23 protein-coding genes are annotated in these 24,711 nt (G+C 59.5%); 15 read left to right on the top strand and 8 right to left on the bottom strand.

The features are described from left to right. Nucleotides 1–68 precede the first annotated feature (68 nt). From AACY36_RS19590 to AACY36_RS19560, 7 genes are all read left to right on the top strand, one after another. Complete coding sequence (locus AACY36_RS19590) at nt 69–1,058, top strand: alpha/beta fold hydrolase (RefSeq protein ID WP_339418817.1); 990 nt, start codon at nt 69–71, stop codon at nt 1,056–1,058. Nucleotides 1,059–1,246: 188 nt separating this feature from the next. Next, complete coding sequence (gene rraA, locus AACY36_RS19585; RefSeq protein ID WP_339418815.1) at nt 1,247–1,738, top strand: ribonuclease E activity regulator RraA; 492 nt, start codon at nt 1,247–1,249, stop codon at nt 1,736–1,738. 13 nt (nt 1,739–1,751) lie between these two features. Further along, nucleotides 1,752–2,747 carry a zinc transporter ZntB gene (locus AACY36_RS19580; RefSeq protein ID WP_339418813.1) on the top strand — a complete coding sequence of 332 codons (996 nt, stop codon included), beginning with the start codon at nt 1,752–1,754 and terminating at the stop codon, nt 2,745–2,747. Nucleotides 2,748–2,833: 86 nt separating this feature from the next. Then, nucleotides 2,834–3,079, top strand: a complete 246-nt coding sequence (locus tag AACY36_RS19575) for a hypothetical protein (RefSeq protein WP_025854229.1) — start codon at nt 2,834–2,836, stop codon at nt 3,077–3,079. A 2-nt stretch (nt 3,080–3,081) separates the two neighbouring features. After that, nucleotides 3,082–3,906: a mechanosensitive ion channel family protein gene (locus tag AACY36_RS19570; protein ID WP_131699687.1), complete on the top strand. Its 825-nt coding sequence runs from the start codon at nt 3,082–3,084 to the stop codon at nt 3,904–3,906. Nucleotides 3,907–3,993: 87 nt separating this feature from the next. Then, on the top strand, nt 3,994–4,584 hold the full coding sequence (gene sigX / locus AACY36_RS19565) for an RNA polymerase sigma factor SigX (protein ID WP_003175518.1): 591 nt from the start codon (nt 3,994–3,996) through the stop codon (nt 4,582–4,584). A 107-nt stretch (nt 4,585–4,691) separates the two neighbouring features. After that, complete coding sequence (locus AACY36_RS19560) at nt 4,692–5,672, top strand: OmpA family protein (RefSeq protein ID WP_339418808.1); 981 nt, start codon at nt 4,692–4,694, stop codon at nt 5,670–5,672. 60 nt (nt 5,673–5,732) lie between these two features. Here AACY36_RS19560 and cobA read toward each other — a convergent pair whose 3' ends face one another. The 5 genes from cobA to AACY36_RS19535 all read right to left on the bottom strand — a co-directional run bounded on the left by cobA (nt 5,733) and on the right by AACY36_RS19535 (nt 11,410). Then, complete coding sequence (cobA, locus tag AACY36_RS19555; RefSeq protein ID WP_339418806.1) at nt 5,733–6,476, bottom strand: uroporphyrinogen-III C-methyltransferase; 744 nt, start codon at nt 6,474–6,476, stop codon at nt 5,733–5,735. Nucleotides 6,477–6,502: 26 nt separating this feature from the next. Beyond that, nucleotides 6,503–8,173: a bifunctional protein-serine/threonine kinase/phosphatase gene (locus AACY36_RS19550; RefSeq protein ID WP_339418804.1), complete on the bottom strand. Its 1,671-nt coding sequence runs from the start codon at nt 8,171–8,173 to the stop codon at nt 6,503–6,505. Beyond that, nucleotides 8,173–9,384 carry a nitrate/nitrite transporter gene (locus AACY36_RS19545; protein ID WP_339418802.1) on the bottom strand — a complete coding sequence of 404 codons (1,212 nt, stop codon included), beginning with the start codon at nt 9,382–9,384 and terminating at the stop codon, nt 8,173–8,175. The genes AACY36_RS19550 and AACY36_RS19545 overlap by 1 nt, the downstream gene beginning before the upstream one ends. A gap of 210 nt (nt 9,385–9,594) precedes the next feature. After that, a complete protein-coding gene (locus AACY36_RS19540; protein ID WP_339418800.1) occupies nt 9,595–10,170 on the bottom strand; it encodes an ANTAR domain-containing response regulator in 576 nt (191 codons plus the stop codon). 13 nt (nt 10,171–10,183) lie between these two features. Next, nucleotides 10,184–11,410: a CmpA/NrtA family ABC transporter substrate-binding protein gene (locus tag AACY36_RS19535; protein ID WP_339418799.1), complete on the bottom strand. Its 1,227-nt coding sequence runs from the start codon at nt 11,408–11,410 to the stop codon at nt 10,184–10,186. A gap of 274 nt (nt 11,411–11,684) precedes the next feature. Between AACY36_RS19535 and sctC the strand changes: the two genes are divergently transcribed. From sctC to AACY36_RS19510, 5 genes are all read left to right on the top strand, one after another. Continuing rightward, entirely contained in the window at nt 11,685–13,124 is a 1,440-nt protein-coding gene (sctC, locus tag AACY36_RS19530; RefSeq protein WP_339418890.1) for a type III secretion system outer membrane ring subunit SctC, read from the top strand. Nucleotides 13,125–13,139: 15 nt separating this feature from the next. Further along, nucleotides 13,140–13,364, top strand: a complete 225-nt coding sequence (locus AACY36_RS19525; protein WP_339418798.1) for a FliM/FliN family flagellar motor switch protein — start codon at nt 13,140–13,142, stop codon at nt 13,362–13,364. A gap of 156 nt (nt 13,365–13,520) precedes the next feature. Beyond that, the gene (locus AACY36_RS19520) at nt 13,521–13,925 is read left to right on the top strand and encodes a winged helix-turn-helix domain-containing protein (protein WP_339418889.1); all 405 of its coding nucleotides are present in this window, start codon (nt 13,521–13,523) and stop codon (nt 13,923–13,925) included. Continuing rightward, on the top strand, nt 13,918–14,376 hold the full coding sequence (locus AACY36_RS19515; protein WP_339418796.1) for a transglycosylase SLT domain-containing protein: 459 nt from the start codon (nt 13,918–13,920) through the stop codon (nt 14,374–14,376). Before AACY36_RS19520 ends, AACY36_RS19515 begins: the two co-directional genes overlap by 8 nt. An 89-nt stretch (nt 14,377–14,465) precedes the next feature. Further along, the gene (locus AACY36_RS19510) at nt 14,466–15,485 is read left to right on the top strand and encodes a quinone-dependent dihydroorotate dehydrogenase (RefSeq protein ID WP_339418794.1); all 1,020 of its coding nucleotides are present in this window, start codon (nt 14,466–14,468) and stop codon (nt 15,483–15,485) included. A gap of 144 nt (nt 15,486–15,629) precedes the next feature. Here the strand turns inward: AACY36_RS19510 and rmf are convergent, their stop codons facing one another. Then, nucleotides 15,630–15,845, bottom strand: coding sequence for a ribosome modulation factor (gene rmf, locus AACY36_RS19505; protein WP_002553055.1), 216 nt, complete (start codon nt 15,843–15,845; stop codon nt 15,630–15,632). A gap of 543 nt (nt 15,846–16,388) precedes the next feature. Between rmf and rlmKL the strand changes: the two genes are divergently transcribed. Together rlmKL and AACY36_RS19495 are read left to right on the top strand one after the other, a co-directional pair. Next, a complete protein-coding gene (gene rlmKL / locus AACY36_RS19500; protein WP_339418792.1) occupies nt 16,389–18,653 on the top strand; it encodes a bifunctional 23S rRNA (guanine(2069)-N(7))-methyltransferase RlmK/23S rRNA (guanine(2445)-N(2))-methyltransferase RlmL in 2,265 nt (754 codons plus the stop codon). A 139-nt stretch (nt 18,654–18,792) separates the two neighbouring features. Beyond that, nucleotides 18,793–21,192 (top strand): sensor domain-containing diguanylate cyclase, encoded by a 2,400-nt coding sequence (locus AACY36_RS19495; protein WP_339497434.1) that lies wholly within the window; start codon nt 18,793–18,795, stop codon nt 21,190–21,192. 120 nt (nt 21,193–21,312) lie between these two features. Here the strand turns inward: AACY36_RS19495 and dacB are convergent, their stop codons facing one another. Then, nucleotides 21,313–22,770 carry a D-alanyl-D-alanine carboxypeptidase/D-alanyl-D-alanine endopeptidase gene (dacB, locus tag AACY36_RS19490; RefSeq protein ID WP_339418788.1) on the bottom strand — a complete coding sequence of 486 codons (1,458 nt, stop codon included), beginning with the start codon at nt 22,768–22,770 and terminating at the stop codon, nt 21,313–21,315. Nucleotides 22,771–23,008: 238 nt separating this feature from the next. On the opposite strand from dacB, the gene AACY36_RS19485 reads away from it, so the two are divergent. After that, nucleotides 23,009–23,353 carry a YggL family protein gene (locus tag AACY36_RS19485; protein ID WP_339418787.1) on the top strand — a complete coding sequence of 115 codons (345 nt, stop codon included), beginning with the start codon at nt 23,009–23,011 and terminating at the stop codon, nt 23,351–23,353. Nucleotides 23,354–23,427: 74 nt separating this feature from the next. On the opposite strand, the gene AACY36_RS19480 is transcribed toward AACY36_RS19485, so the two are convergent. After that, entirely contained in the window at nt 23,428–24,618 is a 1,191-nt protein-coding gene (locus AACY36_RS19480; protein WP_339418786.1) for a benzoate/H(+) symporter BenE family transporter, read from the bottom strand. Nucleotides 24,619–24,711: the final 93 nt, after the last annotated feature.

Raw genomic sequence — 24,711 nt, 5'->3', positions numbered from 1 at the left:
GACCGGCATTCTTATCTGTGCAGGGCGGAAATCCTTCCGGACGCCGCCCTTTTTTGTGCAAGAGCATTATGCAAAGCAGCAGCAACCTGTTTCCCGTCGCCCTGATCAGCGCTGAACGTCGTGGCGACCTGAGTGAAGATGTATACCGCCTTAAACCTGGCAACAGCCCCGACGGCACCGTGGAGTTGGCGGTTACCCGTTTGGGCTTGGCCGATGCCTCGGAAAACCGCGGTATTCCGGTAATTTTGTTGCATGGCAGTTTTTCCAATCGGCGCTTCTGGTATTCGCCCAAGGGGATCGGCCTGGGCGCTTATCTGGCGCGCCAGGGCTTTGATGTGTGGATCCCGGAAATGCGTGGCCACGGCTTGTCCAAGCGCAATCATCACTACGCTCGCAACCGCGTCGCGGACTACGCACGCTATGACTTACCGGCCATTGGCGCATTTGTGCGTGAGCAAAGCCGACAGGTTCCACACTGGATCGGCCACTCCCTGGGCGGGACAAGCTTGGCGGCGGCCTTGGGCGGGCAGCACCTTGGCGCGCCGGCAGTGGCTTCAGTGGCACTGTTTGGCTGTCAGGTCAGTCGCACCCACTGGCCGTTGAAACTCCCCCCGGTGGAATGGACGGGCCGCTTGCTCTTGAAGCGCTTCGGCGAGCTGTCTGGCTCGCGCTTCAAGCGCGGCCCGGAGGACGAGCCTGCGGGCGTGTTGATCGAAGCTATGCGCTGGAATGGCCTGTTCGGGCGGTTTGGTGAAGGTAAACACGACTGGTGGAAAGGCTTGGCAAGCGTCGATGTGCCGCTGCTGGCTGTCAGTGCTGCCGGGGATCATCAAGACCCCGACTGGGCCTGCCGCAAGTTGTTTGAGCAAGTCGGCTCCGAGCACCGCCAATACTTGTGCCTGGGCCGCCAGCGGGGGTTTAGCGGGGATTTCGGGCATGTGGAAATGCTCGTCAGCAAAGCCGCGCAGGTCGAAGTGTGGCCATTGGTGGCGCAGTGGCTGAAAGATCCGCTCACACCCTTGTCTGGCGCGCAAGCCGAGGTATTGGCCGAGGCTTGAAGGAGCGCTCTGCCAAGGGCGTTTCACTCGTGTGTGGTTGCGGCTAAGATATGACGCGTCAAACGCTTCTGGTCATATTCAGTCGCGCAGTGGCTATTGCGTTGCGGCGAAGCGGATGGGATGTTTCGCACCTGCTTGGCCTGGCGCTTCTTTCGAAAGACACCTCTTTGACTGAAAGGAATTTTTCAATGAACCATTACGTGACTCCCGACCTGTGCGACGCCTACCCGGATCGGGTGCAAGTGCTTGAGCCGATGTTCAGCAATTTCGGCGGACGAGATTCGTTTGGCGGCGAGATTGTCACCATCAAATGCTTCGAAGATAACTCCCTGGTCAAGGAACAAGCCGACCAGCCTGGCGCTGGCAAGGTGCTGGTGGTCGACGGGGGTGGTTCGCTGCGCCGCGCGCTGCTGGGCGACATGATTGCCGAGAAAGCCGCGAAAAACGGCTGGGAAGGCCTGGTGATCTACGGCTGCATCCGTGACGTCGATGTGATCGCCCAGACTGACCTGGGTGTTCAGGCTCTGGCCAGCCATCCGATGAAGACCGACAAACGCGGTATCGGTGACCTGAACGTAGTGGTCACGTTTGCAGGCGTGACGTTTCGCCCGGGTGAATACGTATACGCCGATAACAACGGCGTGATCGTTTCACCCAGTCCGCTGAAAATGCCTGAATAAGACAGGAGTGAGGATGTTCGAGGAAGAAAACGCGCAATGGGGGCTGGTGCATGCCCTGGTGCTGGACGGTAAAGGCGGTGCGCGTTCGATTGCCCGGACTGAACTCGATGATTTGCAACTGCAGCCCCAGGAAAGCCTCTGGCTGCATTGGGATCGCAGCCACCCGCAAACCCAGACCTGGCTACGTAAATCCAGTGGGTTGAGTGAATTCGCCTGTGACCTGTTGCTGGAGGAAAATACCCGGCCGCGCCTGTTGCCGCTGCCGGACTCGGAATTGCTGTTGTTCCTGCGTGGGGTCAACCTCAACCCGGGCGCAGAACCGGAAGATATGGTTTCGGTGCGTATTTTCGCGGCGGCCAGTCGTGTGATTTCCCTGCGATTGCGCCCGTTGCGCGCCACTGATGAGTTGCTAGTGCAATTGGCGGACGGTAAGGGGCCTAGAACCGCGTCGGAACTCATCCTTTATATGGCGCAGTACTTGACCCATAAAGTGCAGGATTTGGTCGCCGACCTGTCGGAAGTCGTCGACGCTGAGGAAGAAAAACTCGATACCGACGAACGGTATACCCCGGAACATGGCAGCGTTTTACAGATCCGTCGGCGAGCGGCCGGGCTGAAGCGATTCCTCGCGCCGCAGCGGGATATTTTTGCCCAGCTCACACGCATCAAATTACCCTGGTTCTGCGATGACGATGCCGACTACTGGAACGAATTGAACAACAGCCTGACCCGTTACTTGGAAGAGCTCGAATTGACCCGAGAGCGCGTGGGGCTTGTGCTTGAGGCCGAAGATCGGCGCTTGAGCGTGCGTATGAACCGCACCATGTACCGCTTCGGGATCATTACCGGGATCTTCCTGCCGATGAGTTTTCTCACCGGTCTGCTGGGTATAAATGTGGGGGGTATTCCGTTCTCCGCCAGCCCCTATGGATTCATGATTGCGTGCCTGTTGATGGCCTCGGTTGCGCTCGGCCAGTGGTGGCTTTTTCGACGGTTGCGCTGGGTTTGAGCTGAATATGAGCTGAACGTAGGAAAGGTCGTATGTGACCCCGAGAATTTTACCCTCGTCTTTTAAAACACTTGCGAGAGGTCTTTATGCACGATCCGTTCGAACAGTCTTTGCGTGACATGCTCAATGCCTCGCCGTCCAACCGCGACGACGATGCTTGCCTGGGCCGCGTGTTGAAAACCGCCAACCGTCAGGTGGGTGCGGGTGACCTGTTCGGTCTGCTCGGTCGCTGGGTTCCGGCATTGATGATGGCCCTGAACAACGGTTCGGCCCACGTATCGCCGGTTTCCCGTCGTAAACCTCTTGCTCGCACTGCTGATAAGGCTGATTGAATATGGAACTTGATCTCTGGACCCAGAGCCTGGTCACCGCGATGACCGCATTGTGGACTAAGGTGGCGAACTTCATTCCCAACCTGTTTGGTGCACTGGTACTGGTACTGCTGGGCTTTGTCGTGGCCAAGTTGCTCGACACTCTGCTGTCCAAATTGCTTGCAAAACTGGGCCTCGACCGCTTGATGGCAGGCACTGGCCTGACTAAGCTGCTGGGCCGCGCGGGGCTGCAGGTGCCGATCTCCACATTGATCGGCAAAATCGTTTATTGGTTTGTTTTGTTGATTTTCCTGGTTTCTGCGGCTCAATCCCTTGGGCTTGAGCGAGTATCAGCTACGCTCGACATGCTGGCGCTGTATTTGCCGAAAGTTTTCGGCGGCGCGCTGGTATTGCTGGTAGGCGTTTTGCTGGCGCAATTGGCCAATGGGCTGGTGCGTGGCGCCGCTGAAGGTGTGGGGCTGGACTATGCCGCCGGTCTTGGGCGAATCGCTCAGGGACTGGTAATCATCATCAGTATTTCGGTCGCGATCAGCCAGTTGGAGGTCAAGACTGACCTGCTCAACCACGTGATTGTGATCGTTTTGATTACCGTTGGTCTGGCCGTTGCGCTGGCCATGGGCTTGGGAAGCCGGGAAATTGCCAGTCAGATTCTTGCGGGAATCTATGTGCGTGAGCTGTATCAGGTAGGGCAACAGGTGCGTGTGGGCGAGGTCGAAGGGCAAATCGAAGAGATCGGCACAGTCAAGACGACAGTACTCACCGATGACGGCGACCTAGTGTCGTTGTCCAATCGGATTCTCCTCGAGCAGCAGGTCAGTAGCCGCTAATCCGGAAAACCCTGCTAATGTACGCCGCCGCGAGCCCGGCTGACCGGGCAGTGGCGGACATTGACCTGACTGTCGGCACGACTTGTTTTGAATAAAGCCCAAACGCTGTCCACGCGCTATGACCCCCGTGAGCTCTCTGATGAGGAGCTGGTCGCGCGCGCGCACACGGAGCTGTTTCACGTAACTCGTGCGTATGAAGAATTGATGCGCAGATATCAACGCACTCTGTTCAACGTTTGTTCAAGGTATTTAGGGAACGATAGAGATGCGGATGATGTCTGTCAGGAAGTGATGCTCAAGGTGCTGTACGGCCTGAAGAACTTCGAGGGCAAATCGAAGTTCAAAACGTGGCTGTACAGCATCACCTACAACGAGTGCATCACGCAGTATCGGAAGGAACGGCGAAAGCGTCGCTTGATGGACGCCTTGAGTCTTGACCCCCTTGAGGAGGCGTCTGAAGAAAAGGCGCCGGCACCCGAGGAGAAGGGCGGACTTGATCGCTGGTTGGTGTATGTGAACCCGATTGACCGCGAAATTCTGGTGCTACGATTTGTCGCAGAGCTGGAATTTCAGGAAATCGCTGACATCATGCACATGGGTTTGAGTGCTACAAAAATGCGTTACAAACGTGCTCTTGATAAATTACGTGAGAAATTTGCGGGCGAGACTGAAACTTAGTGCGTGGCAAATATCTCTTACGTGTAGGCAAGTTCTGTTAGACTTGTCGCCGAGTTGTCCCCCGGTTTGTGGGACTGCTTTACAATCACCAGATGGGGATTTAACGGATGAAACTGAAAAACACCTTGGGCTTGGCCATTGGTTCTCTTATTGCCGCTACTTCTTTCGGCGTTCTGGCACAAGGCCAAGGCGCAGTTGAAGGCGAGCTGTTCTACAAGAAGCAGTACAACGATAGCGTCAAGCACATCGAAGACGGCTTCAATCCTGGCGCTCGCATCGGTTATTTCCTGACCGACGACCTGTCCTTGAACCTGTCGTACGACAAGACCAACCACACCCGTTCGAACGACGGTACTGGTAACCAGAAGATCAAAGGCGATACCGGCAGCCTGGTTGCCCAGTATCACTTCGGTCAAGCTGGCGTAGACAGCCTGCGTCCGTACGTAGAAGGCGGTTTCGGCCACCAGAGCCGTACCAACGTTCTGGCTGACGGCCACAGCGGTCGCGACCACACTACTTTCGCTACCGTTGGTACTGGCGTGAAGTACTACTTCACCAACAACCTGTACGCTCGTGCCGGTGTTGAAGCTGACTACGGTCTGGACAACGGCAAGTGGGACTACTCCGCACTGGTCGGCCTGGGCGTGAACTTCGGCGGTAACGCTGGTGCAGCAGCTCCAGCCCCTACCCCAGCACCAGCTCCAGAGCCAACTCCAGAGCCAGAAGCTCCAGTTGCTCAGGTTGTTCGTGTTGAGCTGGACGTTAAGTTCGACTTCGACAAGGCCGTTGTTAAGCCTAACAGCTACAGCGACGTTAAAAACCTGGCCGACTTCATGGCTCAGTACCCAGCTACCAACGTAGAAGTTGCTGGTCACACTGACTCCGTAGGTCCAGACGCTTACAACCAGAAGCTGTCCCAGCGTCGTGCTGACGCTGTTAAGCAAGTCCTGGTTAAAGACGGCGTTGCTCCAAGCCGTGTAACCGCAGTAGGTTACGGCGAATCCCGCCCAGTTGCTGACAACGCAACTGAAGCTGGTCGCGCTGTTAACCGTCGCGTAGAAGCGTCGGTTGAAGCTACCGCTCAGTAATTACTGAGTTGTAGAAAAAAGCCCGGCTTAGGCCGGGCTTTTTTTCGCCTGTGATTTGCCTCAGGCGCTGGCTGTATCTGCCAGGCAAACAGCCTGTTCGGTGGCGGCAACGCGGCCGATCACCAAGATTGCCGGGCTCTTCAGGGCAAACGCACGGGCGTCCTCATGCATATGGGACAGATCGCTGCGGCACTCCCTTTGTTGCGGCAACGATGCATTTTCGATCATCGCCACCGGCATATCCGGCATCATCCCGCCATCCAGTAATTGCTGGCGAATCTCCTCCAGTTTCGCCACGCCCATATACACCACCAAGGTTGTCCCGCCCTCTGCCAGGGCACGCCAATTCAGGCTGCTGTCGTCCTGAGTATGTGCCGTGACCAGGGTCACGCCACGGCTTACCCCGCGCAACGTCAACGGAACCGCGCAATTCGTAGCGCCGGCCAGGCCCGCGGTAATCCCGTTGACCAATTCCACCTCGATGCCTCGCTCACGCAACCACACCGCTTCTTCACCGCCGCGCCCGAAAATGCACGGGTCGCCACCCTTGAGCCGCACTACGCATTTGCCCTGGCGCGCATAACGCAGCATCAGGCGGTGGATAAAAGCCTGCGGAGTCGAGCGGCAGCCACCGCGTTTCCCCACGATAATCACCCGCGCTTCGGCACAGTGTTCCAGCACCGCCGGGTTTACCAGATCATCGACCAGTACCACATCGGCTTCGCGCATGGCCCGAACGGCCTTGAGGGTCAACAGCTCCGGGTCACCGGGACCTGCGCCTACCAGCCAGACTTTTGCGTTCATAGGTTTTTCCTCGTCCAGGGATGACGTCAGCTGTGAAAGAGTGAGTACAACAGCACCAGGTTGATCAGCATTGAGATCAACCCCAGCGCGCGCCAGACCTTCAAGGGTTCACGCTCCAGCAACGGCCTGGGACGGATGCTCAGTTCCTGCCGGTCAGCCTGGTCCAGCACCCGCAACCACTCTTCGGCGGTTTCATAGCGGTGTGACGGATTCGCAGCCACGGCCCGTTCCAGGCTGAGGGGCAACCAATCCGGCAGATCGGGGCGATAGCGGCTGGCGCTGACAGGGTGGGTGAACCTTGGCCGTTGGAAAGCTTCGATTTCACCGTAGGGGTAATGCCCAGTCAGCAAGTAATACAGGGTGACACCGACGCTGTATAAATCCTGTTGGGCTGTAGGACGGTCGCCATTAAATGCCTCCGGTGCGATGAAGCTTGGCGTGCCCGGCAGCACATGGGCATGGTCTTCCGACAGGCCTGGGCAGTACGCCAGGCCGAAATCCAGCACCCGCAGTTCGCCGTCGTCCCCCAGCAGGAGGTTTTCCGGCTTTATATCACGGTGCAGAATCTGACGCCGATGCAGCATGCCCACCGCACGCAGCAAGCGTTCGGCCATCGATTGCCATTGCGCCAGGGGCAATGGACCTTGGCGCTGGAACCGTTCAGCCAGGGTTTCGCCGGAATATTCACGCATCACGTAGTACAGATGCTGGCGCCCGCTGGCGACGTGGACTTCAGGAAACGCCCGCCCTGCAACCCGCCTTAAAAACCATTCCTCCGACAGCAACGCCTGGCCGGCGTCGCGATTATCGTCATGGCTCAACGGCAGTGTTTTCAGCAGCCAGGGTTGCTGCTGGGCGTCCCTTACCCGGTATAACAACGACTGGCGGCTTTGCGCCAGTACGGTTTCCACCTGCCAGCCTTCGAAGTGTTGCCCGTCTTTCAGCGGTGGTGGCAGGGGCCATTGCTGCAACTGTACCAAGGCATCGCCGAGCGTGGCTGCGCCGAGGCTGTCGATGCGCACCAGCAGGGCGCTGGCATTGTCCTGGCTACCGGCTAGGTGTGCGGCGCTCACCAGCGTATTGACTGCCAGATCCAGGTCCGTTTGCTCGCGCAAAATCGCGCGGATGCTCTGATCACCCAGGGTTGCCCACACGCCATCACTGAGCAGCAGGAAACACTCGCCTTCGCGCAGTTGGCCGTCGAGAAAGTCCAACACCAGGTGTTGATCCAGGCCGAGCGCGCGCTTGAGCACATGCTGCATGCCCGGTTGTTCCCACACGTGATCCTCGCTGATGCGCTGCAATTCGCCATCCAGCCAACGATAGGCCCGGCAATCGCCGACGTGCGCCAGGGTAAAGCGCTGGCCGCGAAACACCAGGGCGCTGAGGGTGGTCAACAAGGGCTGACCACCGCCATTCGCCTGCAGCCAGCGATTCTGTGCCAGCAGCAAACGTTCCAGGGCCTGGGCCACGCCCCAGGTTTGCGGCGTGGCGTAGTAATCCATCGCCAGCGCCTGCAGGGTCGAGCGCGCGGCCAAGCCACCGTCGGCGCACTGGCTTACGCCGTCGGCGATGGCACACAGGTAACCTTTGCTCGCCGCCAGTTCGGCCATAGGAGTCACCACCCGTAGCGCGTCCTGGTTTTCCGCCCGTGGGCCGATGGCACTGGCTTGGGCGACGCTCAGTTGCAGACTCATCAGACCCGCGCAGCCGTCACGGCAGCCGAGCCCCAGGTGGTCCTCCAGCGACGCTTCACGCCGTGCAGGCCAAACCAGGCCAACACGGCCAGGCTGGCGAACAGCCACAGGGCCAGTTGATAGCTGCCGGTACTTTGTTTGATCGCGCCCATGCCCGCCGCCAAAGCAAAACCGCCGATACCGCCGGCCATGCCGATCAGGCCGGTCATCACGCCGATCTCGCGACGGAAACGCTGTGGTACCAGTTGGAACACCGCGCCATTCCCGGCACCCAGGCCGAGCATAGTGCAGACGAAAAGTGCCAGTGCCGCGTAGGAACTCGGTAGGTTGAAACCCACCGCCGCGATACAAATCGCCGCCACGCTGTACATGCCCAATAGGGTACGAATCCCGCCGAAACGGTCCGCCAAGGCGCCACCTAGGGGGCGCATCAGGCTGCCGCCGAACACGCAGGCGGCGGTGTAGTAACCGGCGGTCACTGGGCTCAGGCCGTATTGGTCGTTGAAGTAGCCGGGCAGGGCGCTGGCCAGGCCGATAAACCCGCCGAAGGTCACGCTGTAGAAAAACATGAACCACCAGCTGTCACGGTCGCCCAGGGCCTTGAAGTAGTCAGCCATGGACTTGGCTTTCGGCCGTTCAGGGGCGTTGCGCGCCAGCCAGGCAAAGACGATCAGGGTCATCACCAGTGGAATCACGGCAAAGCCGAAGACGTTGTTCCAGCCAAAAGCGGCCGCCAACACAGGCGCCAGCAATGCGGCGAATACAGTGCCGGAGTTGCCCGCGCCAGCGATGCCCATGGCCTTGCCCTGGTGTTCTGCCGGGTACCATTGGGAGGCCAGTGGCAGCGCGACGGCAAACGATGCGCCGGCCATGCCCAGAAACACGCCCAGCAGCAAGGCTTGCTCATAGCTGTGGATTCCCAGCTTCCAGGCGCCGAACAGGGCGCAGATCACAATCACCTGGCCAATTAGCCCCGCGGTCTTCGGCGACAGCTTGTCAGCCAGCATCCCCATCAGAAAGCGCAAAATCGCACCGGCGAGGATGGGCGTTGCGACCATCAGGCCGCGTTGTTGAGTGGTCAAGTGCAAGTCGGCGGCAATTTGTATCGCCAGTGGGCCCAGCAGGTACCAGACCATGAAGCTCAGGTCGAAATACAGGAACGCGGCAAACAGGGTCGGGGTGTGCCCGGATTTCCAGAAGCTTGATTTCATCACGCACCTCAACGGTTGGGAGTCTTGTAAGAAGGCCTGGTGATGGAACAGCCGGTTAAGGCCGCCCCACCGGCCCCTTTAGCGGGGGCTAAAACAAAAAAACGCCGCCACCGGGTTCGCGAGGGCAAACCGGGTGAGCGACGTCTTTGTCGTGGAGGGGCAACCGCCGTTGGCTACCTGTGATGTTTACTTAGCAAGAGCTGCGCCAAATCAGCCGAGCAACTCACTCATGGCGATAATCTGCTCCGCCACCTGGATCAGTTTCTGCTGGCGGCTCATGGCCTGCCGGCGCATGAGGGTGTAGGCATCTTCCTCATTGCAGTCCTTCATTTTCATCAGCATGCCCTTGGCCAGCTCGATGCGCTTGCGTTCCGCCAGTTGCTGGTCCCGAGCGTGAAGCTGAGCGCGCAGGGCCTGGTCGCTCTCGAAGCGCGCCATGGCCACATCGAGGATCGGCTGCAGGCGCTCGGCCTGGATGCCTTCGACGATATAAGCGCTGACACCGGATTTGATTGCCTGGCGCATCACGCTCGGGTCGTGTTCGTCGGTGAACATCACTATCGGCCGGGGTTGGTCGCGGCTGACCAATACCACTTGCTCCATCACATCACGGCCCGGTGACTCGGTATCGATCAGGATCACGTCCGGGCGCACTGTTTCGACGCGTGCGGGCAGGTCGATGGTCAGGCCGGACTCGTCAATGACTTCAAAGCCGGCCTCGATCAGCGCCGTCCTCAGGCGGCCGACTTTGCGCGGGGTGTCGTTGATCAACAGGATTCGCAGCATGGAAGTCCTCCTGTCAGCGCAAGGCTTGGCGGTGGGTGGTGTTGGCCAGGGCATGCAGGCGGAAGCTGCGGGCATAGCCGGCGGGTTCGGAACCGTCCCAGATTTTGCCGTCGATCAGTTGGCTGCTGCGCATGTCCTGGTCTTTCACCTTGATACCCAGCGCGTCAGCCGCCTGGCGAAACAGCGGCAGCTGCTGCACTTGGCGCGCAACGCCGAGATAGTCCGGGTCTTCACGCAGAAGGCCCCAGCGCCGAAACTGGGTCATGAACCACATGCCGTCAGAGAGGTAGGGCAGGTTCACCTCGCCATCAGCAAAAAAGCGCAAGGCGTGGGGATCCTGCCATTGGTTGCCCAGGCCATCGTCATAGGCGCCGAGCAGGCGTGGTTCGATGCAGTCGAGCGGGGCGTCGAGGTACTCGCGGCCACTGAGCAATTGCGCGGTGGAACGGCGGTTTTCGGTGCTTTCTTCGATAAATCGACTGGCCTCCAGGATCGCCATTATCAGTACACGCGCGGTGTTGGGGTACTGGTCGACAAACGCCTGGGTACAGCCGAGCACCTTTTCTGGATGATCCGGCCAGATTGCCTGGGTTGTTGCCAGGGTAAACCCTTGGTTTTGCTTGACCGCGCTGGCGCACCAGGGTTCGCCGACGCAAAAACCATCGATGCGTCCGGCTTGCAGGTGCGCAACCATTTGCGGTGGCGGGACCACCACGCTGTCCACATCCTGCAAGGGATGAATGCCTTGGCTCGCCAGCCAGTAATACAACCACATAGCGTGGGTGCCTGTGGGAAACGTCTGGGCAAAGGTCAGTTTTGTTCGGCTTTGGTGCGCATGGCGCTCCAGTGCCTCAGGAGTGATCACCCCTTGTTGCTGCAACCCGTGGGACAGGTTGATGCTTTGCCCGTTCTGGTTAAGCCCCATCAGTACCGACATGTCGGTGGGCGCTACGCCGCCGATGCCCAGGTGCACGGCATAAATCAGCCCGTACAGGCTGTGGGCGGCGTCCAGTTCGCCGCTGACCAGTTTGTCGCGCAGGTTGGCCCAGGACGATTGGCGCTTTAGGTTCAGTGTCACGCCATAGGGTTGAGCGAAGCCCTGGGTGGCCGCCACTATCATTGATGCGCAGTCGCTCAAGGCCATGAAGCCCAGGTCGAGGCTGCTCTTTTCCGGGGCATCACTGCCGTTGACCCAAGCCAGCGGGTCGTTCACCGGGCTGTTGCCAACCGAATCGTTCATCAATACCTACCTTTTCTCTCAAAAAAAAGCGTCGTTCCCTCAGATGGCGATGTAAGCCAGTGCGGGTAACGACGCCTTTGTTCGTAAGCTCGCTCCGTCGTTGGCGCGTGCTCTGATGCAGAGTGTGTAGCAAGGCACATGCCACGGGGAGTGGGGCCCAGGCAGCCGTCAACTTTCCATCAAGATTGAAACCTGGCGGCCTTTCAGTATGGCCGCATTCTTAATGTCAGACCGCCCAGGAAACCCCACGGTGTACGCCGACTTCCTTGCAACGATGCCCCGCCCCTGGCTTTGCCGTCGGCTGTTTTTTGCTGCGCTGCTCGCCGTGCTGGTGTCCGAAAGTGCTGTTGCCTGGGCCGGGCTTTACCAGGCACAGGATCAAAGCCTGTATACCGTGTTCACCGCACTGTCGGAGCCATTGGGCTTGCCCATTGTTGTCAGCCGTGAGGTGGCACGCAAACGCCTCAGTACAGCGCTGGATTTCGATGCACCGCAACAGGCCCTGGAGACACTTGCGTTGCAACAAGGATTGATCTGGTACAGCGACGGGCAAGCGCTGTATGTCTATGACGCGGGCGAGGCTAAAAGCTCTGCGGTGACCTTGCGGCATATTTCCGTCGACAGGCTGCGTAGCCTCATGCGCCGGTCGGGCCTCGATGAGTCGCGCTATCCTTTGCGTGAAAGTGCAGGGCGAACGTTCTATGTTTCCGGCCCACCGAATTATGTCGATCAGGTGCTGCGCCTGGCCCAGTTGATGGACCGGCAAAAAGCTGAGTTACGGGTGGGGGCGCAGGCCTTTGGCATTGTCCAGGTACTCAACACCGATGTGGCGGATCGTCAGTACGGCACAAGCGACAGACCGGTCACCGTTCCGGGGATGGCTTCGATGATCGAAACCCTGCTGACCAGCGAGCACAAGGGGTTGCTGTCCGACAAGAGCCTTGGCGTGATCGCCTACCCGGATAGCAACAGCCTGCTTATCAAGGGTAAGCCAGCGCAGGTGAGTTTCATCCAGAAACTGGTAGCGGAACTCGACATACCTAAGCGCGCGATTGAGGTCTCGCTGTGGTGGGTGGATGTGGAGCGCGACGAACTGAAGAAGCTGGGCTTGGGCTGGGATACGCAAAGCAAGGCTTCGACATCGCGCGTTTTAGCGCCGTTGGATGATAGCCACCTGCTGGCGCAGATCAGCGCATTGGAGCGTCGTCGGCGCGCGAAGGTGACAACACTGCCGGCGATTCTCACCCAGGAGAACGTGCCGGCGGTTTTTCAGGACAACCACACGTTCTATCTGCCACCTGCCGAAAACGACAAAACCGACTGGAAACCGGTGCGTTACGGCACCCAAGTCAGTGTCTTGCCGCGTTTTGCCGAGGCCAACCAGATCGAGATGCGCCTTGAGGTCGAAGAGGGTCGCCAGATGACCGAGCCGAAACGGCGTGAAAAAAACGCGGCGGTGGGACGAGTGGGCGTCAACAGTGTGGTGCGTTTGCCCCAAGGCAGACGCCTATGGCTGGGCGCTTTTCAAAGGGAGTCAGAAGGACGGGGAGCTGGTCGCCCGGCTCTAGTGCGCCTGTTTGTGATCCAGGCCAGAGCGGTGGGCGGCGCGTTGAAGGGGCCGGACGAGGGCGTAGGGCCACCACCCTTGACAGCCGTGCAATATGAGCGTGTTCAACGTGCTTTTGTGCGGCCGGGGCGCGATGTCTCACCGTAACCAAGGTGGTAAGCCATGCATCTGGAAATTCTTCTACAGGAACAGCTGATCAGCCGCAGGCGCCTGGTAGCCTTCGCGCCGGGAAAGATATTGCCATTGACGCGGCAGATAACCCACTGCGTAGAAGTTCGGGTGAATGGGCAATTACTCGCCTTGGGTGAACTGGTGCAGTTGGAGGACCGGCTAGGGGTTGAGTTGCATGAGGTGTATCAGGCGTGGCTGCCTGGAGGTGGCGGATAGCGAAAGGTCTTACAGAGCAGTATCGAAAACCGCTGGATGATTGGGCTTTTTCCTAGCGTGAGTCGGGAGGCAGGTTTTTTATAGTCGTGACCTAGGTACATGAGTCAGTGATGCAAGTGAGGACTTCAATGTCAGTAGCCGGATGCCGAGGTAATGATGGCCGTCATGGATGATGCAGGGACGACGACTTCCCTGGTTTTTTCGCGCTGGACCCTGCATGACGACGGTCGCCTGACCGGCGAGGGTTCGGATGTTCAGTTACCGCCCAAGGAATGGCAGGTGTTGCGACTGCTGCTGGCATCCGGTGGCGCGTTGATGACCAAGGATCGCTTGCTGGAGCTGGCCTGGCCGCAGGGGGAGGTGGCTGAGGAGTCGTTGACGCGCTGCATTTACTCACTGCGCAAGTACCTTGGCGTCGACAAGGGGTTTATCAAGACGATCTACGGTCAAGGGTACCGCTTCACATGCCCGGTCACTGCAGAGGGCCATGCGCCGGGCTGCATGAGACATGTGTGCTCGGCCTGCGGCCAGGTCAGCCATGGTTCGATAAACCGTGGCTAGGTTCTGGAGCACAGGCTTGGTGTTGAGCATGGTGATGACCAGCCATCAAGCGGTGGCCTATTGTTGGCAGGAGGCCGCCAGGCACTACGATATCGAACCAGAGTTGCTGCAAGCGATCGCCGTCGTGGAGTCAGGTAATCGGGCGCAAGCGATGAATCTTGCCAACCGTAATGGCACTCGTGACATCGGCCTGATGCAGATCAACAGCATCCATCTGCCTCGCTTGCTCAAGCAGGGTATTACCGAGGAGCGTCTGATCAACGAGCCCTGTCTGTCGGTTGAGGTGGGCGCTTCGATTCTCGCCGAGTTCATCCAGCGCTTTGGCTACAACTGGACAGCGGTAGGTTCCTACAACGTTGGGACGGGCTCCGGGCCCGAGCGTGAGGCGTTGCGCATGCGGTATGCGCAGAAAATCTGGGCGTATTACGAGCAGTTGGTCGCGCATCGCTAATGACGATTGAGGTTCACGCCTCGCGCGCTCCCTGTCTCCCCAGCTATAATCGCCGTCACCTTTCGCCGCCATCCGAGTCTAGCCCGCCCATGTATACCCTGGCCCGCCAGCTGTTGTTCAAACTCTCCCCGGAAACCTCCCACGATCTGTCCCTGGACCTGATCGGTGCCGGTGGCCGCCTGGGGCTCAATGGCCTGGTATGCAAGGCGCCGGCAAAAATGCCGGTATCGGTGATGGGGCTCGATTTCCCCAATCCGGTCGGGCTGGCGGCTGGCCTGGATAAAAACGGTGCGGCCATTGATGGTTTTGCTCAGCTGGGTTTCGGTTTTGTCGAAATCGGCACGGTGACCCCAAGGCCACAACCGGGTAACCCCAAGCCGCGTATCTTCCGCCTGCCGGAAGCCGAGGCGATCATCAACCGCATGGGCTTCAACAACCTGGGGGTTGATCATCTGTTGTCGCGGGTTCAAGCGGCGAAGTACAACGGCATCCTAGGCATCAATATCGGCAAGAACTTCGATACCCCGGTTGAACGTGCCGTGGATGACTACCTGATCTGCCTGGACAAGGTCTACGCCCACGCCAGCTACGTCACGGTCAACGTCAGCTCGCCCAACACCCCGGGCCTGCGTAGCCTGCAGTTCGGCGACTCCCTCAAGCAACTGCTCGAAGCCTTGCGCCAGCGCCAGGAAGACCTGGCTGGGCGCCATGGCAAGCGCGTGCCGTTAGCGATCAAGATTGCCCCGGACATGAGCGACGAAGAAACCGTGCTGGTCGCCCAGGCCCTGGTGGACTCAGGGATGGACGCGGTGATCGCGACCAACACCACCCTCAGCCGCGTAGGCGTCGAAGGCCTGGCCCATGGCGATGAAGCGGGTGGCCTGTCGGGTGGCCCGGTGCGCGAGCAGAGCACGCATATCGTCAAGGTGTTGGCTGCCGAGTTGGCGGGGCGTTTGCCGATTATCGCGGCAGGTGGCATCACCGAAGGCAAGCACGCAGCCGAGAAGATCGCCGCGGGTGCCAGCCTGGTGCAGCTCTACTCCGGCTTCATCTATAAAGGCCCGGCGCTGATCCGCCAGTCGGTGGATGCAATCGCCGCACTGCGCTGATGCGCCCACAAGGTTTATTCACCAGCCATTAAAAAGGGCTCCATCAAGGAGCCCCCTGGGCCGAAGCCCGCCGCCCGGATAGGACGTGCGTGGTTAAATCGTTACACATTCAAAGGTGATGATGTCGGAAATAATTGCCCTTGATTAGCCGACGGCGTGAAGTTCGTTGAGTCTGTGGATTCCCGCAGTGCCAGTCATACCGTCCCAGTTGTCGCCGCGTCCTTCTCGCCAGCCGTTGATCCAGGCTTGGCGTACCGACGGTAGAGTAAATGGGCAAAGCTCACGGGATTTGCCATGAACGCCATATTGATATCCGCGTAAAAATGCTCTTTCCAACGGATCACGCTTAAGTCTTCTCATAGGGTGTTTCCCTCACTTGTTGACTGTCTTGATATCCTTTGGCCTCGTCTGGGGCCAGGCAGAGTTTTTCTGCCGTCGGTCGGCTCGCTGCCGGCGTGGCGAGCCTATTTGTCGGCGTCGTTACGGCACCAACCTGTGGTGAGTTCTAACCAATAGGTCACATGGATTCAATGATCGTTTTGTCATAAGCACGTAACGATAACGATGCTATAGCCATAAGCTGGGCTGGCTTTTTGCCCCATTTATCCGGCAAACCCAGCTATGATGTGCCCTGCAAAGAGGATGGGTTTAATCCTTTAGTGAGAATGCCCGTCCGTTGCGGTCGGTTATTATTCGACGAAAGGGCGGAATATTTCTTTCTATTACGCGTTTTGTTGTTAAACAGTTCTCTCTGCCTCGTCAATCAGGGCCCAAGGGCCAGACAGACGGGGTGGGACGGCACATTCGTGCCACGCGGGCACTCTTCAAGAAAAGTGCTTGATTGAAAACCGAGCTGGCGATGCGTCGCCCGTTCATTTATTGCTGAAAAGCCTGGAATGCCCCATGTCGGACCGTTTTGAACTCTTCCTCACCTGCCCCAAAGGCCTCGAAGGCCTGCTGATCGAGGAAGCCGTCGGGCTTGGCCTTGAGGAAGCCCGCGAGCACACCTCGGCCGTGCGCGGCATGGCCGACATGGAAACCGCCTACCGTCTGTGTCTCTGGTCACGCTTGGCCAACCGCGTACTGCTGGTGCTTAAGCGCTTCCCGATGAAGGACGCCGAAGACCTCTACCACGGTGTGCTGGATATCGAGTGGGCCGAGCACATGGTCTCCGATGGCTCCCTGGCGGTCGAATTCAGTGGCCACGGCTCGGGCATCGATAACACCCACTTCGGCGCGCTGAAGGTCAAGGATGCGATTGTCGACAAGCTGCGCACCCCGACCGGCGAACGCCCGTCTATCGACAAGATCAACCCGGACTTGCGCATCCACCTGCGCCTGGACCGCGGCGAAGCGATCCTGTCCCTCGACCTTTCCGGCCACAGCCTGCACCAGCGTGGCTACCGTCTGCAGCAGGGCGCGGCACCCCTGAAAGAAAACCTGGCGGCCGCGATCCTGATTCGTGCCGGCTGGCCGCGCATTGCTGCTGAAGGCGGCGCGCTGAGCGACCCAATGTGCGGCGTGGGTACCTTCCTGGTGGAGGGCGCGATGATCGCTGCCGATATGGCGCCCAACCTGAACCGCGAGCTGTGGGGTTTCACCACCTGGCTGGGTCACGTCCCGGCGCTGTGGAAAAAACTGCACACCGAGGCCACCGAACGTGCGGCCATCGGCATGAACAAGCCACCGCTGTGGATTCGTGGCTACGAAGCCGATCCGCGCCTGATCCAGCCCGCGCGCAACAACATCGAGCGTGCCGGCCTCAGCCACTGGATCAAGGTGTACCAGGGCGAAGTCGGCACTTTTGAGCCACGCCCGGACCAGAACCAGAAAGGCCTGGTCATCTGCAACCCGCCGTACGGCGAGCGTTTGGGTGACGAAGCCAGCTTGTTGTACCTCTACCAGAACCTTGGCGAGCGTCTGCGCCAAGCGTGCATGGGCTGGGAAGCGGCGGTATTCACTGGCGCGCCGGACCTGGGCAAGCGCATGGGTATCCGTAGCCACAAGCAGTACTCGTTCTGGAACGGCGCCCTGCCGTGCAAATTGTTGCTTATCAAGGTCAACCCGGACCAGTTCGTCACCGGTGAGCGTCGCACCCCAGAACAGCGTCAGGCCGAACGTGAGCAAGCCGCTTACGATCAAGCCCCGGCTGAGCCGCAAGAGCGTCAGTACAACAAGAACGGCAACCCGATCAAACCCGCTCCGGCGCCAGTGGTTGAGCAGCCGCGCCTGAGCGAAGGCGGGCAGATGTTCGCCAACCGCCTGCAGAAGAACCTCAAGCTGCTGGGCAAGTGGGCCAAGCGCGAAGGCGTGGACTGCTACCGGGTGTACGACGCCGACATGCCGGAATACTCCATGGCCATCGACCTGTATCACGATTGGGTCCACGTGCAGGAATATGTCGCGCCGAAGTCCATCGACCCGGAAAAAGCCTCCGCACGCATGTTCGATGCCCTGGCCGCGATTCCCCAGGCCCTGAATATCGACAAGAGCCGCGTGGTGGTCAAGCGCCGCGAGCGTCAGAGCGGCACCAAGCAGTACGAGCGTCAGAGCGCCCAAGGCAAGTTCACCGAAGTCAGCGAAGGCGGCGTGAAGTTGCTGGTCAACCTCACCGATTACCTGGACACCGGCCTGTTTCTCGACCACCGTCCGATGCGCATGCGCATCCAGAAAGAGGCCGCCGGCAAGCGCTTCCTCAATTTGTATTGCTACACCGCTACCGCCAGTGTGCACGCGGCCAAGGGCGGCGCGCGCAGCACCACCAGTGTCGACCTGTCCAAGACCTACCTGGACTGGGCGCGTCGCAACTTCTCGCTCAACGGTTTCTCCGACAAGAACCGCCTGGAGCAGGGTGATGTGATGGCGTGGCTGGAAGCCAGCCGCGATGAGTTCGACATGATCTTCATCGACCCGCCGACCTTCTCCAACTCCAAACGCATGGAAGGTATCTTCGACGTACAGCGTGACCACGTGCAGTTGCTCGACCTAGCCATGGCACGCCTGGCACCGGGCGGCGTGCTGTACTTCTCGAACAACTTCCGCAAGTTCGCGTTGGAGGACAACCTCAGCGAACGCTACGCGGTCGAGGAGATCAGCGACAAGACCATCGACCCGGATTTCGCACGTAATGCGAAGATCCACCGGGCGTGGAAAATCACTGCTCGCTGATCGCCGCTACTAAAAAGCCGCAAGCCTGGATTATTCCGGGCTTGCGGCTTTTTTACGCTGGTCAAACTCAAGGTCGATGGCTATAACTTAAGGTCCCGCCAAAGTGACACCCCGCACACTGGCGCTGTGAGTGTTGCTTATGCCGTTGCAAGCTGTTCGCCCGAAAATCCTAGGCCTTATCAGTGAGCAGGCGTCGGCTTGGCGGGTGGCATTGGTGGTGTTACTGGCGGGATTTGCCTTGACGGCGATTGTCGCCTGGGCCGCCTCCGACCTTTATCAGCAGCAACTGCGCCAGCGCTTTCAATTGCTGGTCAATGAACGCTATACCCACCTGCAGGAGCGCTTCGAAGACCAGGAGCAGCGCCTGGACAGCCTGCGGCGTTTCTTTGTCAATTCCGATGATGTGTCCCGCGAAGAATTCGACGGTTTTGCCCAGCCCTTGTTGTTGCGCACCCTCGCATACTCCTGGGCGCCCCGGGTGTATCGCGAGCAGCGCAGCCAGTTTGAGCAAGACGTGTCCGGCCGGGGAGGCGCGCCCTTTGTTATCCGTGAGTTGAATTCGGCGGGTGAGCTGGCCCCTGCGACCGAGCGCGATGAATACGTGCCGGTGGTGTATAGCCAGAGCCAAAGCCTACGGGGCGCACCACTCGGCTTTGATCTGCTGGCCCAGCCCCTGCGGCGTTCGGCCCTTGAGCGTGCGCAAAAGACCGGCAAGCTGGCGGTGTCCCAGCCCATGCAATTGGTGGGCGTAGAACCGGCCTATGCCACCGGCGTGTTACTGGTCGCGCCGGTGAGCCACTTGTCCATCTCCGGACAATCCCAGAACGAGCCCTACGGCTATGTGATGGCGGTGATCAGCATTCGCCAGTTGGTGGCCGACGGTTTGCCCAAGCCTGACCGGGATAACCTGATGATGCAAGTAGTCGACATCTCCGGCTTGCACAAGCGCGTGCTTTTCGAGTCCGGCACGTTCGGGGCCATCAGCGACCCTGTCGGCACGCGCCGCCTGACGCTGGGCGACCACATCTTCGCCCTGAACCTGCGTCCGAGTCAGGTGTTCGAACAGGCCAACCACTCTTCGTTGTTCGCGATCCTGACCATGGGGAGCCTGCTCAGCCTGTTGCTCAGCGCCTTGCTCTATATACTGGTGAGCCAACGCCAGCGCGCGTTGAAACTGGTGGAGCAACGTACCGTGCAGCTGCGTATGCGTGAGCAGGAGTTGCGCTCGGCCCATGGCCAGTTGCGCAGCGTGCTCAATGCGGCCACGCAGGTCGCAATCATTGCCACCGACCTGCGCGGCGTCATCAACACCTTCAACGCCGGTGCGGAGCAGATGCTGGGGTTCGTGGCCGAGCAAGTGGTGGGCACACACACCCTGGAAAGCCTGCATCTGGCGGTGGAACTGGAGGCGCGCTCCGCCAGTTTGAGTGTGGCCTTGGGCAAGCGTATTCCCGCGAGCCAGGCGATGTTGGTGGAAGGCCCGGACAGCCTGCACGAAGCCCGCGAATGGACCTTGGTCCGCGAAGACGGCAGCCAGCTGACCGTGAACATGCTGGCCACTGTGCTGCTGGACGACCATGGTTTGTGGATCGGCCACCTGGCGATTTACCTGGACGTTACCGAACAAAAGCGTGCCTACGAGGCATTGGCGGCGCGGGACCGCCTGCTCAAGAAACTCAGCGCCCATGTCCCCGGCGGAATCTTCCAGTTCACCCTGGAGCCCCAGAACAACTGGACATTCATCTACGCCAGTGATGGCATGCACGACCTCTATGAAATCGAGCCCGGCGTATTGCAGCAAGACGCCAAGAAGGTTTTTGAGCGTATCCATCCGCTGGATGTGGAACGGGTGCGTGCATCAATCCGCTTGTCCGCGTTGCAGTTGAGCCATTGGCGCGAAGAGTACCGGGTGCAGTTGCCGCAACGCGGCCTGCGTTGGATTCGTGGGGAGGCCACCCCTGAAGAGTTACCGGGAGGCGGCACGTTGTGGCATGGCTATGTGTCGGATATTTCCGACTTGAAGCGGGTGGAAGAGGAACTGCGCGCGCTTTCTATCACCGACTCCCTGACCGGGATTCACAACCGCCGCTATTTTCAAGATCGCCTGAGGGCCGAGATGGTGAGGCTTAACCGCACCTCGGGGGCACTGTCGGTGATCATGCTGGATATCGATCACTTCAAGCGCATCAACGACAGGCATGGGCATGCCGTTGGCGATGGGGTATTGCAGGCGTTGTGCAAACGCATCAGCCAGCGCCTGCGCCGCACTGATGTGTTCTGCCGCCTGGGAGGCGAGGAATTCATGGTGCTGTGCCCCCATACCGATGGCGAGCAGGCCTACCGCCTGGCCATAGAGTTGTGGGAGTCACTGCGCAGTGCACCGATGGAGCCGGTCGGCACTGTCACCGCCAGCTTTGGCGTGGCCAGTTGGCGGGTGGATGAAGGTGTCGATGGCTTGCTGCTGCGCGCCGACTCAGCGGTGTACGTGGCCAAGCAGGCGGGCAGGGACCGGGTCGAGGCGGAGCGCTTGCGTACCTGAAGGCCGCCGCAGGGCCCAATGTGGGCTTGCTCTCGAATGCTGAGTGTCAGCGCCGAATTTTTAGACTGACCCAACGCATTCGCGAGCAAGCCCGCTCCCACAGGGGTATTACAGTACCTTTTAGAGTATCGGTGCAGCCGCCAATTTAGGCTGGCGATACAGGTCCAGCAGCACCTGGTCCAGCACCGACGACGCGCCCCATGGCTTCGGATCGTTGAGAATCGCCACCACTGCCCAGGTATTGCCGTTGTTGTCGCGGCTGAACCCGGCGATGGCGCGCACGGTGTTCAAGGTGCCGGTCTTGATGTGGGCTTCGCCGCGCATGGCAGTGGTCTTCAGACGTTTGCGCATGGTGCCGTCGGTGCCCGCAATCGGCATCGAGCTGATGTACTCCGCCGCGTAAGGGCTTTTCCACGCCGCTTGCAGCATCGCCGCCATCTCGCGGGCGCTGACGCGTTCAGCACGGGACAGACCGGAGCCGTTCTCCATCACCAAGTGCGGCGCGGTGATGCCTTTCTTCGCCAGCCACTGGCGCACGACGCGTTGCGCCGCCTTGGCATCGTCGCCATCGGCATCGTTGCGAAACTGTGCACCCAGGCTCAGGAACAACTGCTGGGCCATGGTGTTGTTACTGTATTTGTTGATGTCGCGGATGATTTCCGCCAGGTCCGGCGAGAACGCCCGGGCCAGCACTTTGGCATCCTTGGGCACAGGCGCCTGGACATTCCGGCCCTGGATAGTGCCGCCCAATTCCTTCCAGATCGCCCGCACGGCGCCGGCGGCGTAGGTGGCGTGGTCCAGCAGCGACAGATAGGTCTGCGAACTGCAGCCATCGGCCAATTGGCCGCTGACCGTTACTGTCACGCTGCCATCGGCGGCGGTGACTGGGTTGTAGCGCACATCGCCGGTGCATTGCTTGGCGTTGGAGGCCTTGACCTGGTTGTCGATGCGGATACTGGCAATCGGTGGCTCGACCGACACCAGCACCCGGCCGGAATCATTGCGAGTCACAAAACGTAGCGCCTTCAGGTTGACCAGCAGCGCGTCTGGCTTGACCAGGAACGGTTTGTTCTCGTCGTTGCCATCGTCATTGAACTCGGGCAATTGTGGTTGGATAAAGAAGCCACGGTCCAGCACCAGGTCACCGGTGACTTGCTGCACGCCGTTGGCGCGCAGGTCGCGCATCAGCAGCCAGAGTTTTTCCATGTTCAGCTTGGGGTCGCCGCCGCCCTTGAGGTACAGGTTGCCGTGCAACACACCACCGCTGAGGGTGCCGTCAGTGTAGAACTCGGTTTTCCACTGGTGGTTGGGACCGAGCATTTCCAAGGCCGCGTAAGTGGTGACCAGTTTCATGGTGGACGCTGGGTTCACCGAGACGTCGGCATTGAACACGGTAGGCGTACCCGGGCCGTTCAGAGGGATCATTACCAGGGACAACGCATTGTTCTGCAGTTTGGCTTTTGAAAGGGCCTGCTGAACATTCGGTGGCAGGGTGTTGTTGACGGGGGCAGCGGTGGCGGAAAAGGCCAGTGGCAGAATAAGACCGGCGAAAAACACTGAACGCAAAGATTTGATCATAAGAAGTAAAACCCTACTGCTGAGGAGGGTGAAAAAGGCGAGGGGTAAACAAGAAAAATCCCTCAATGGTCATGAAAGTGTCGGCATTATGCCCCAACGTAGGCTCACTTGTAGCTGAACGATAGCGGGTATTCAGCGTTTTTTTTGTCGGCATTGTGCCGCCTGTCCCAGAGAGTCGGGCAATCGTCGCCTTAAACTGCTAAAGTGCCGCCCGTTATTACTTATGAGGATTGTTCCAATGGCGACTAACCGTTCCCAGCGTCTGCGCAAAAAACTGTGCGTTGATGAATTTCAAGAGCTGGGTTTCGAACTGAACCTGGACTTCAAAGAAGACCTGAGTGAAGAAGCTACCGACGCTTTCCTCGAAGCATTCATCAAAGAAGCCATGGAAGCCAATGGTCTGGGCTATGTCGGCGGCGATGACTTCGGTCTGGTTTGCCTGCAGAAGCGTGGCTCGGTCAACGAAGAACAGCGCGTAGCTGTTGAAAGCTGGCTCAAAGGCCGCAGCGAACTGAAAAGCGCTGAAGTCAGCCCACTGCTGGACGTGTGGTATCCGGAAAAGCCGATCAATTCCAAGAATTGAAGCGGTAAGTTCCAAGCTTCAAGCCGCAAGCTCATGTGGCTTGAAGCTTGAAGCTTGAAGCTTGAAGCTTGAAGCTAATCCCTTCTCCAATTCAGAATCAGCAGCGTCAACACCCCCGCCACAATTCCCCAGAACGCCGAACCGATGGAAAACAGCGTCAAGCCAGACGCGGTGACCATAAAAGTGATCAGCGCCGCTTCCCGTTCCTTCGGCTCATTCATGGCGATACTCAAGCCATTGATGATCGAGCCAAACAACGCCAGGGCTGCAATCGACAGCACCAGTTCCTTGGGCAAGGCCGCGAACAAGGCCGCGAGGGTCGCGCCGAACACCCCGGCGATCCCGTAGAACACCCCACACCACACCGCTGCCGTGTAGCGCTTGTTACGATCCTCATGGGCATGCGGCCCGGTGCAGATGGCCGCGCTGATCGCTGCCAGATTGATGCCGTGGGAGCCGAACGGCGCCAGCACCAGGGAGGCCAGGCCGGTGGCGGTGATCAGGGGCGAGGCAGGCACGTTGTAACCGTCGGCCCTGAGTACCGCGACGCCGGGCATGTTCTGCGAGGTCATCGCGACCACGAACAGTGGAATGCCGATGCTGATGGTCGCCGCCAGCGAGAAGTGCGGCGTGGTCCACACCGGCGTCGCCACTTCCAGGTGAAAAGCGCTGAAGTCCAACAGCCCCATCAACCCGGACAATATGGTGCCGATCACCAACGCGGCCAGCACCGCGTAACGCGGCGACAGGCGTTTGATGATCAAGTAAGTGAAGAACATTCCCAGCACCAGCCCGGTACGATGCTGCGCGGCAACGAAGATCTCGCTGCCGATCTTGAACAGAATCCCCGCCAGCAGGGCGGCCGCGAGTGACGCCGGAATACGCCTGACCAGTTTTTCAAAGCTGCCGGTCAGCCCGCAAATCGTCACCAGCACGGCGCAGGTGATGTAGGCGCCGATGGCCTCGCCATAACTGACACCGCCAAGGCTGGTGATCAGCAGCGCCGCGCCCGGCGTCGACCAGGCAATGGTGATGGGCGTGCGATAACGCAAGGATAGGCCGATGCTGCACACCGCCATACCGATGGAAATCGCCCAGATCCATGAAGAAATCTGCGCCGTGGTCAAGCCGGCGGCCTGCCCGGCCTGGAACATCAGCACCAGGGAACTGGTGTAGCCGGTCATCATTGCGATGAAGCCGGCGACGACGGCCGACGCAGACGTGTCGGCCAGCGGGCGCAAAGGCGCTTGGGTGGCGTCGTTCATGAAGAGGTGTTCCTTTTACCTGTTTTTTTACCGTTGGCGGTACGGACTCAAGCCTAAACTCAAACGTAACGACTCATTGCAATACAGCCGACG

Source organism: Pseudomonas sp. EA_15y_Pfl1_P101 (assembly GCF_963970835.1).
Classification (GTDB): Bacteria; Pseudomonadota; Gammaproteobacteria; order Pseudomonadales; family Pseudomonadaceae; genus Aquipseudomonas; species Aquipseudomonas tritici.
Note: the sequence above shows the minus strand (reverse complement) of the source record. Positions and strands in the feature narration are given on the sequence as shown.

Bases quoted from the DNA above. Each gene is read 5' to 3' on its own strand.
- AACY36_RS19590 (WP_339418817.1), top strand. From the start codon at position 69: ATGCAAAGCAGCAGCAACCTGTTTCCCGTCGCCCTGATCAGCGCTGAA.
- rraA (WP_339418815.1), top strand. From the start codon at position 1,247: ATGAACCATTACGTGACTCCCGACCTGTGCGACGCCTACCCGGATCGG.
- AACY36_RS19580 (WP_339418813.1), top strand. From the start codon at position 1,752: ATGTTCGAGGAAGAAAACGCGCAATGGGGGCTGGTGCATGCCCTGGTG.
- AACY36_RS19575 (WP_025854229.1), top strand. From the start codon at position 2,834: ATGCACGATCCGTTCGAACAGTCTTTGCGTGACATGCTCAATGCCTCG.
- AACY36_RS19570 (WP_131699687.1), top strand. From the start codon at position 3,082: ATGGAACTTGATCTCTGGACCCAGAGCCTGGTCACCGCGATGACCGCA.
- AACY36_RS19560 (WP_339418808.1), top strand. From the start codon at position 4,692: ATGAAACTGAAAAACACCTTGGGCTTGGCCATTGGTTCTCTTATTGCC.
- cobA (WP_339418806.1), bottom strand. From the start codon at position 6,476: ATGAACGCAAAAGTCTGGCTGGTAGGCGCAGGTCCCGGTGACCCGGAG.
- AACY36_RS19550 (WP_339418804.1), bottom strand. From the start codon at position 8,173: ATGAGTCTGCAACTGAGCGTCGCCCAAGCCAGTGCCATCGGCCCACGG.
- AACY36_RS19545 (WP_339418802.1), bottom strand. From the start codon at position 9,384: ATGAAATCAAGCTTCTGGAAATCCGGGCACACCCCGACCCTGTTTGCC.
- AACY36_RS19540 (WP_339418800.1), bottom strand. From the start codon at position 10,170: ATGCTGCGAATCCTGTTGATCAACGACACCCCGCGCAAAGTCGGCCGC.
- AACY36_RS19535 (WP_339418799.1), bottom strand. From the start codon at position 11,410: ATGAACGATTCGGTTGGCAACAGCCCGGTGAACGACCCGCTGGCTTGG.
- sctC (WP_339418890.1), top strand. From the start codon at position 11,685: ATGCCCCGCCCCTGGCTTTGCCGTCGGCTGTTTTTTGCTGCGCTGCTC.
- AACY36_RS19525 (WP_339418798.1), top strand. From the start codon at position 13,140: ATGCATCTGGAAATTCTTCTACAGGAACAGCTGATCAGCCGCAGGCGC.
- AACY36_RS19520 (WP_339418889.1), top strand. From the start codon at position 13,521: ATGGCCGTCATGGATGATGCAGGGACGACGACTTCCCTGGTTTTTTCG.
- AACY36_RS19510 (WP_339418794.1), top strand. From the start codon at position 14,466: ATGTATACCCTGGCCCGCCAGCTGTTGTTCAAACTCTCCCCGGAAACC.
- rmf (WP_002553055.1), bottom strand. From the start codon at position 15,845: ATGAGAAGACTTAAGCGTGATCCGTTGGAAAGAGCATTTTTACGCGGA.
- rlmKL (WP_339418792.1), top strand. From the start codon at position 16,389: ATGTCGGACCGTTTTGAACTCTTCCTCACCTGCCCCAAAGGCCTCGAA.
- AACY36_RS19495 (WP_339497434.1), top strand. From the start codon at position 18,793: ATGCCGTTGCAAGCTGTTCGCCCGAAAATCCTAGGCCTTATCAGTGAG.
- dacB (WP_339418788.1), bottom strand. From the start codon at position 22,770: ATGATCAAATCTTTGCGTTCAGTGTTTTTCGCCGGTCTTATTCTGCCA.
- AACY36_RS19485 (WP_339418787.1), top strand. From the start codon at position 23,009: ATGGCGACTAACCGTTCCCAGCGTCTGCGCAAAAAACTGTGCGTTGAT.
- AACY36_RS19480 (WP_339418786.1), bottom strand. From the start codon at position 24,618: ATGAACGACGCCACCCAAGCGCCTTTGCGCCCGCTGGCCGACACGTCT.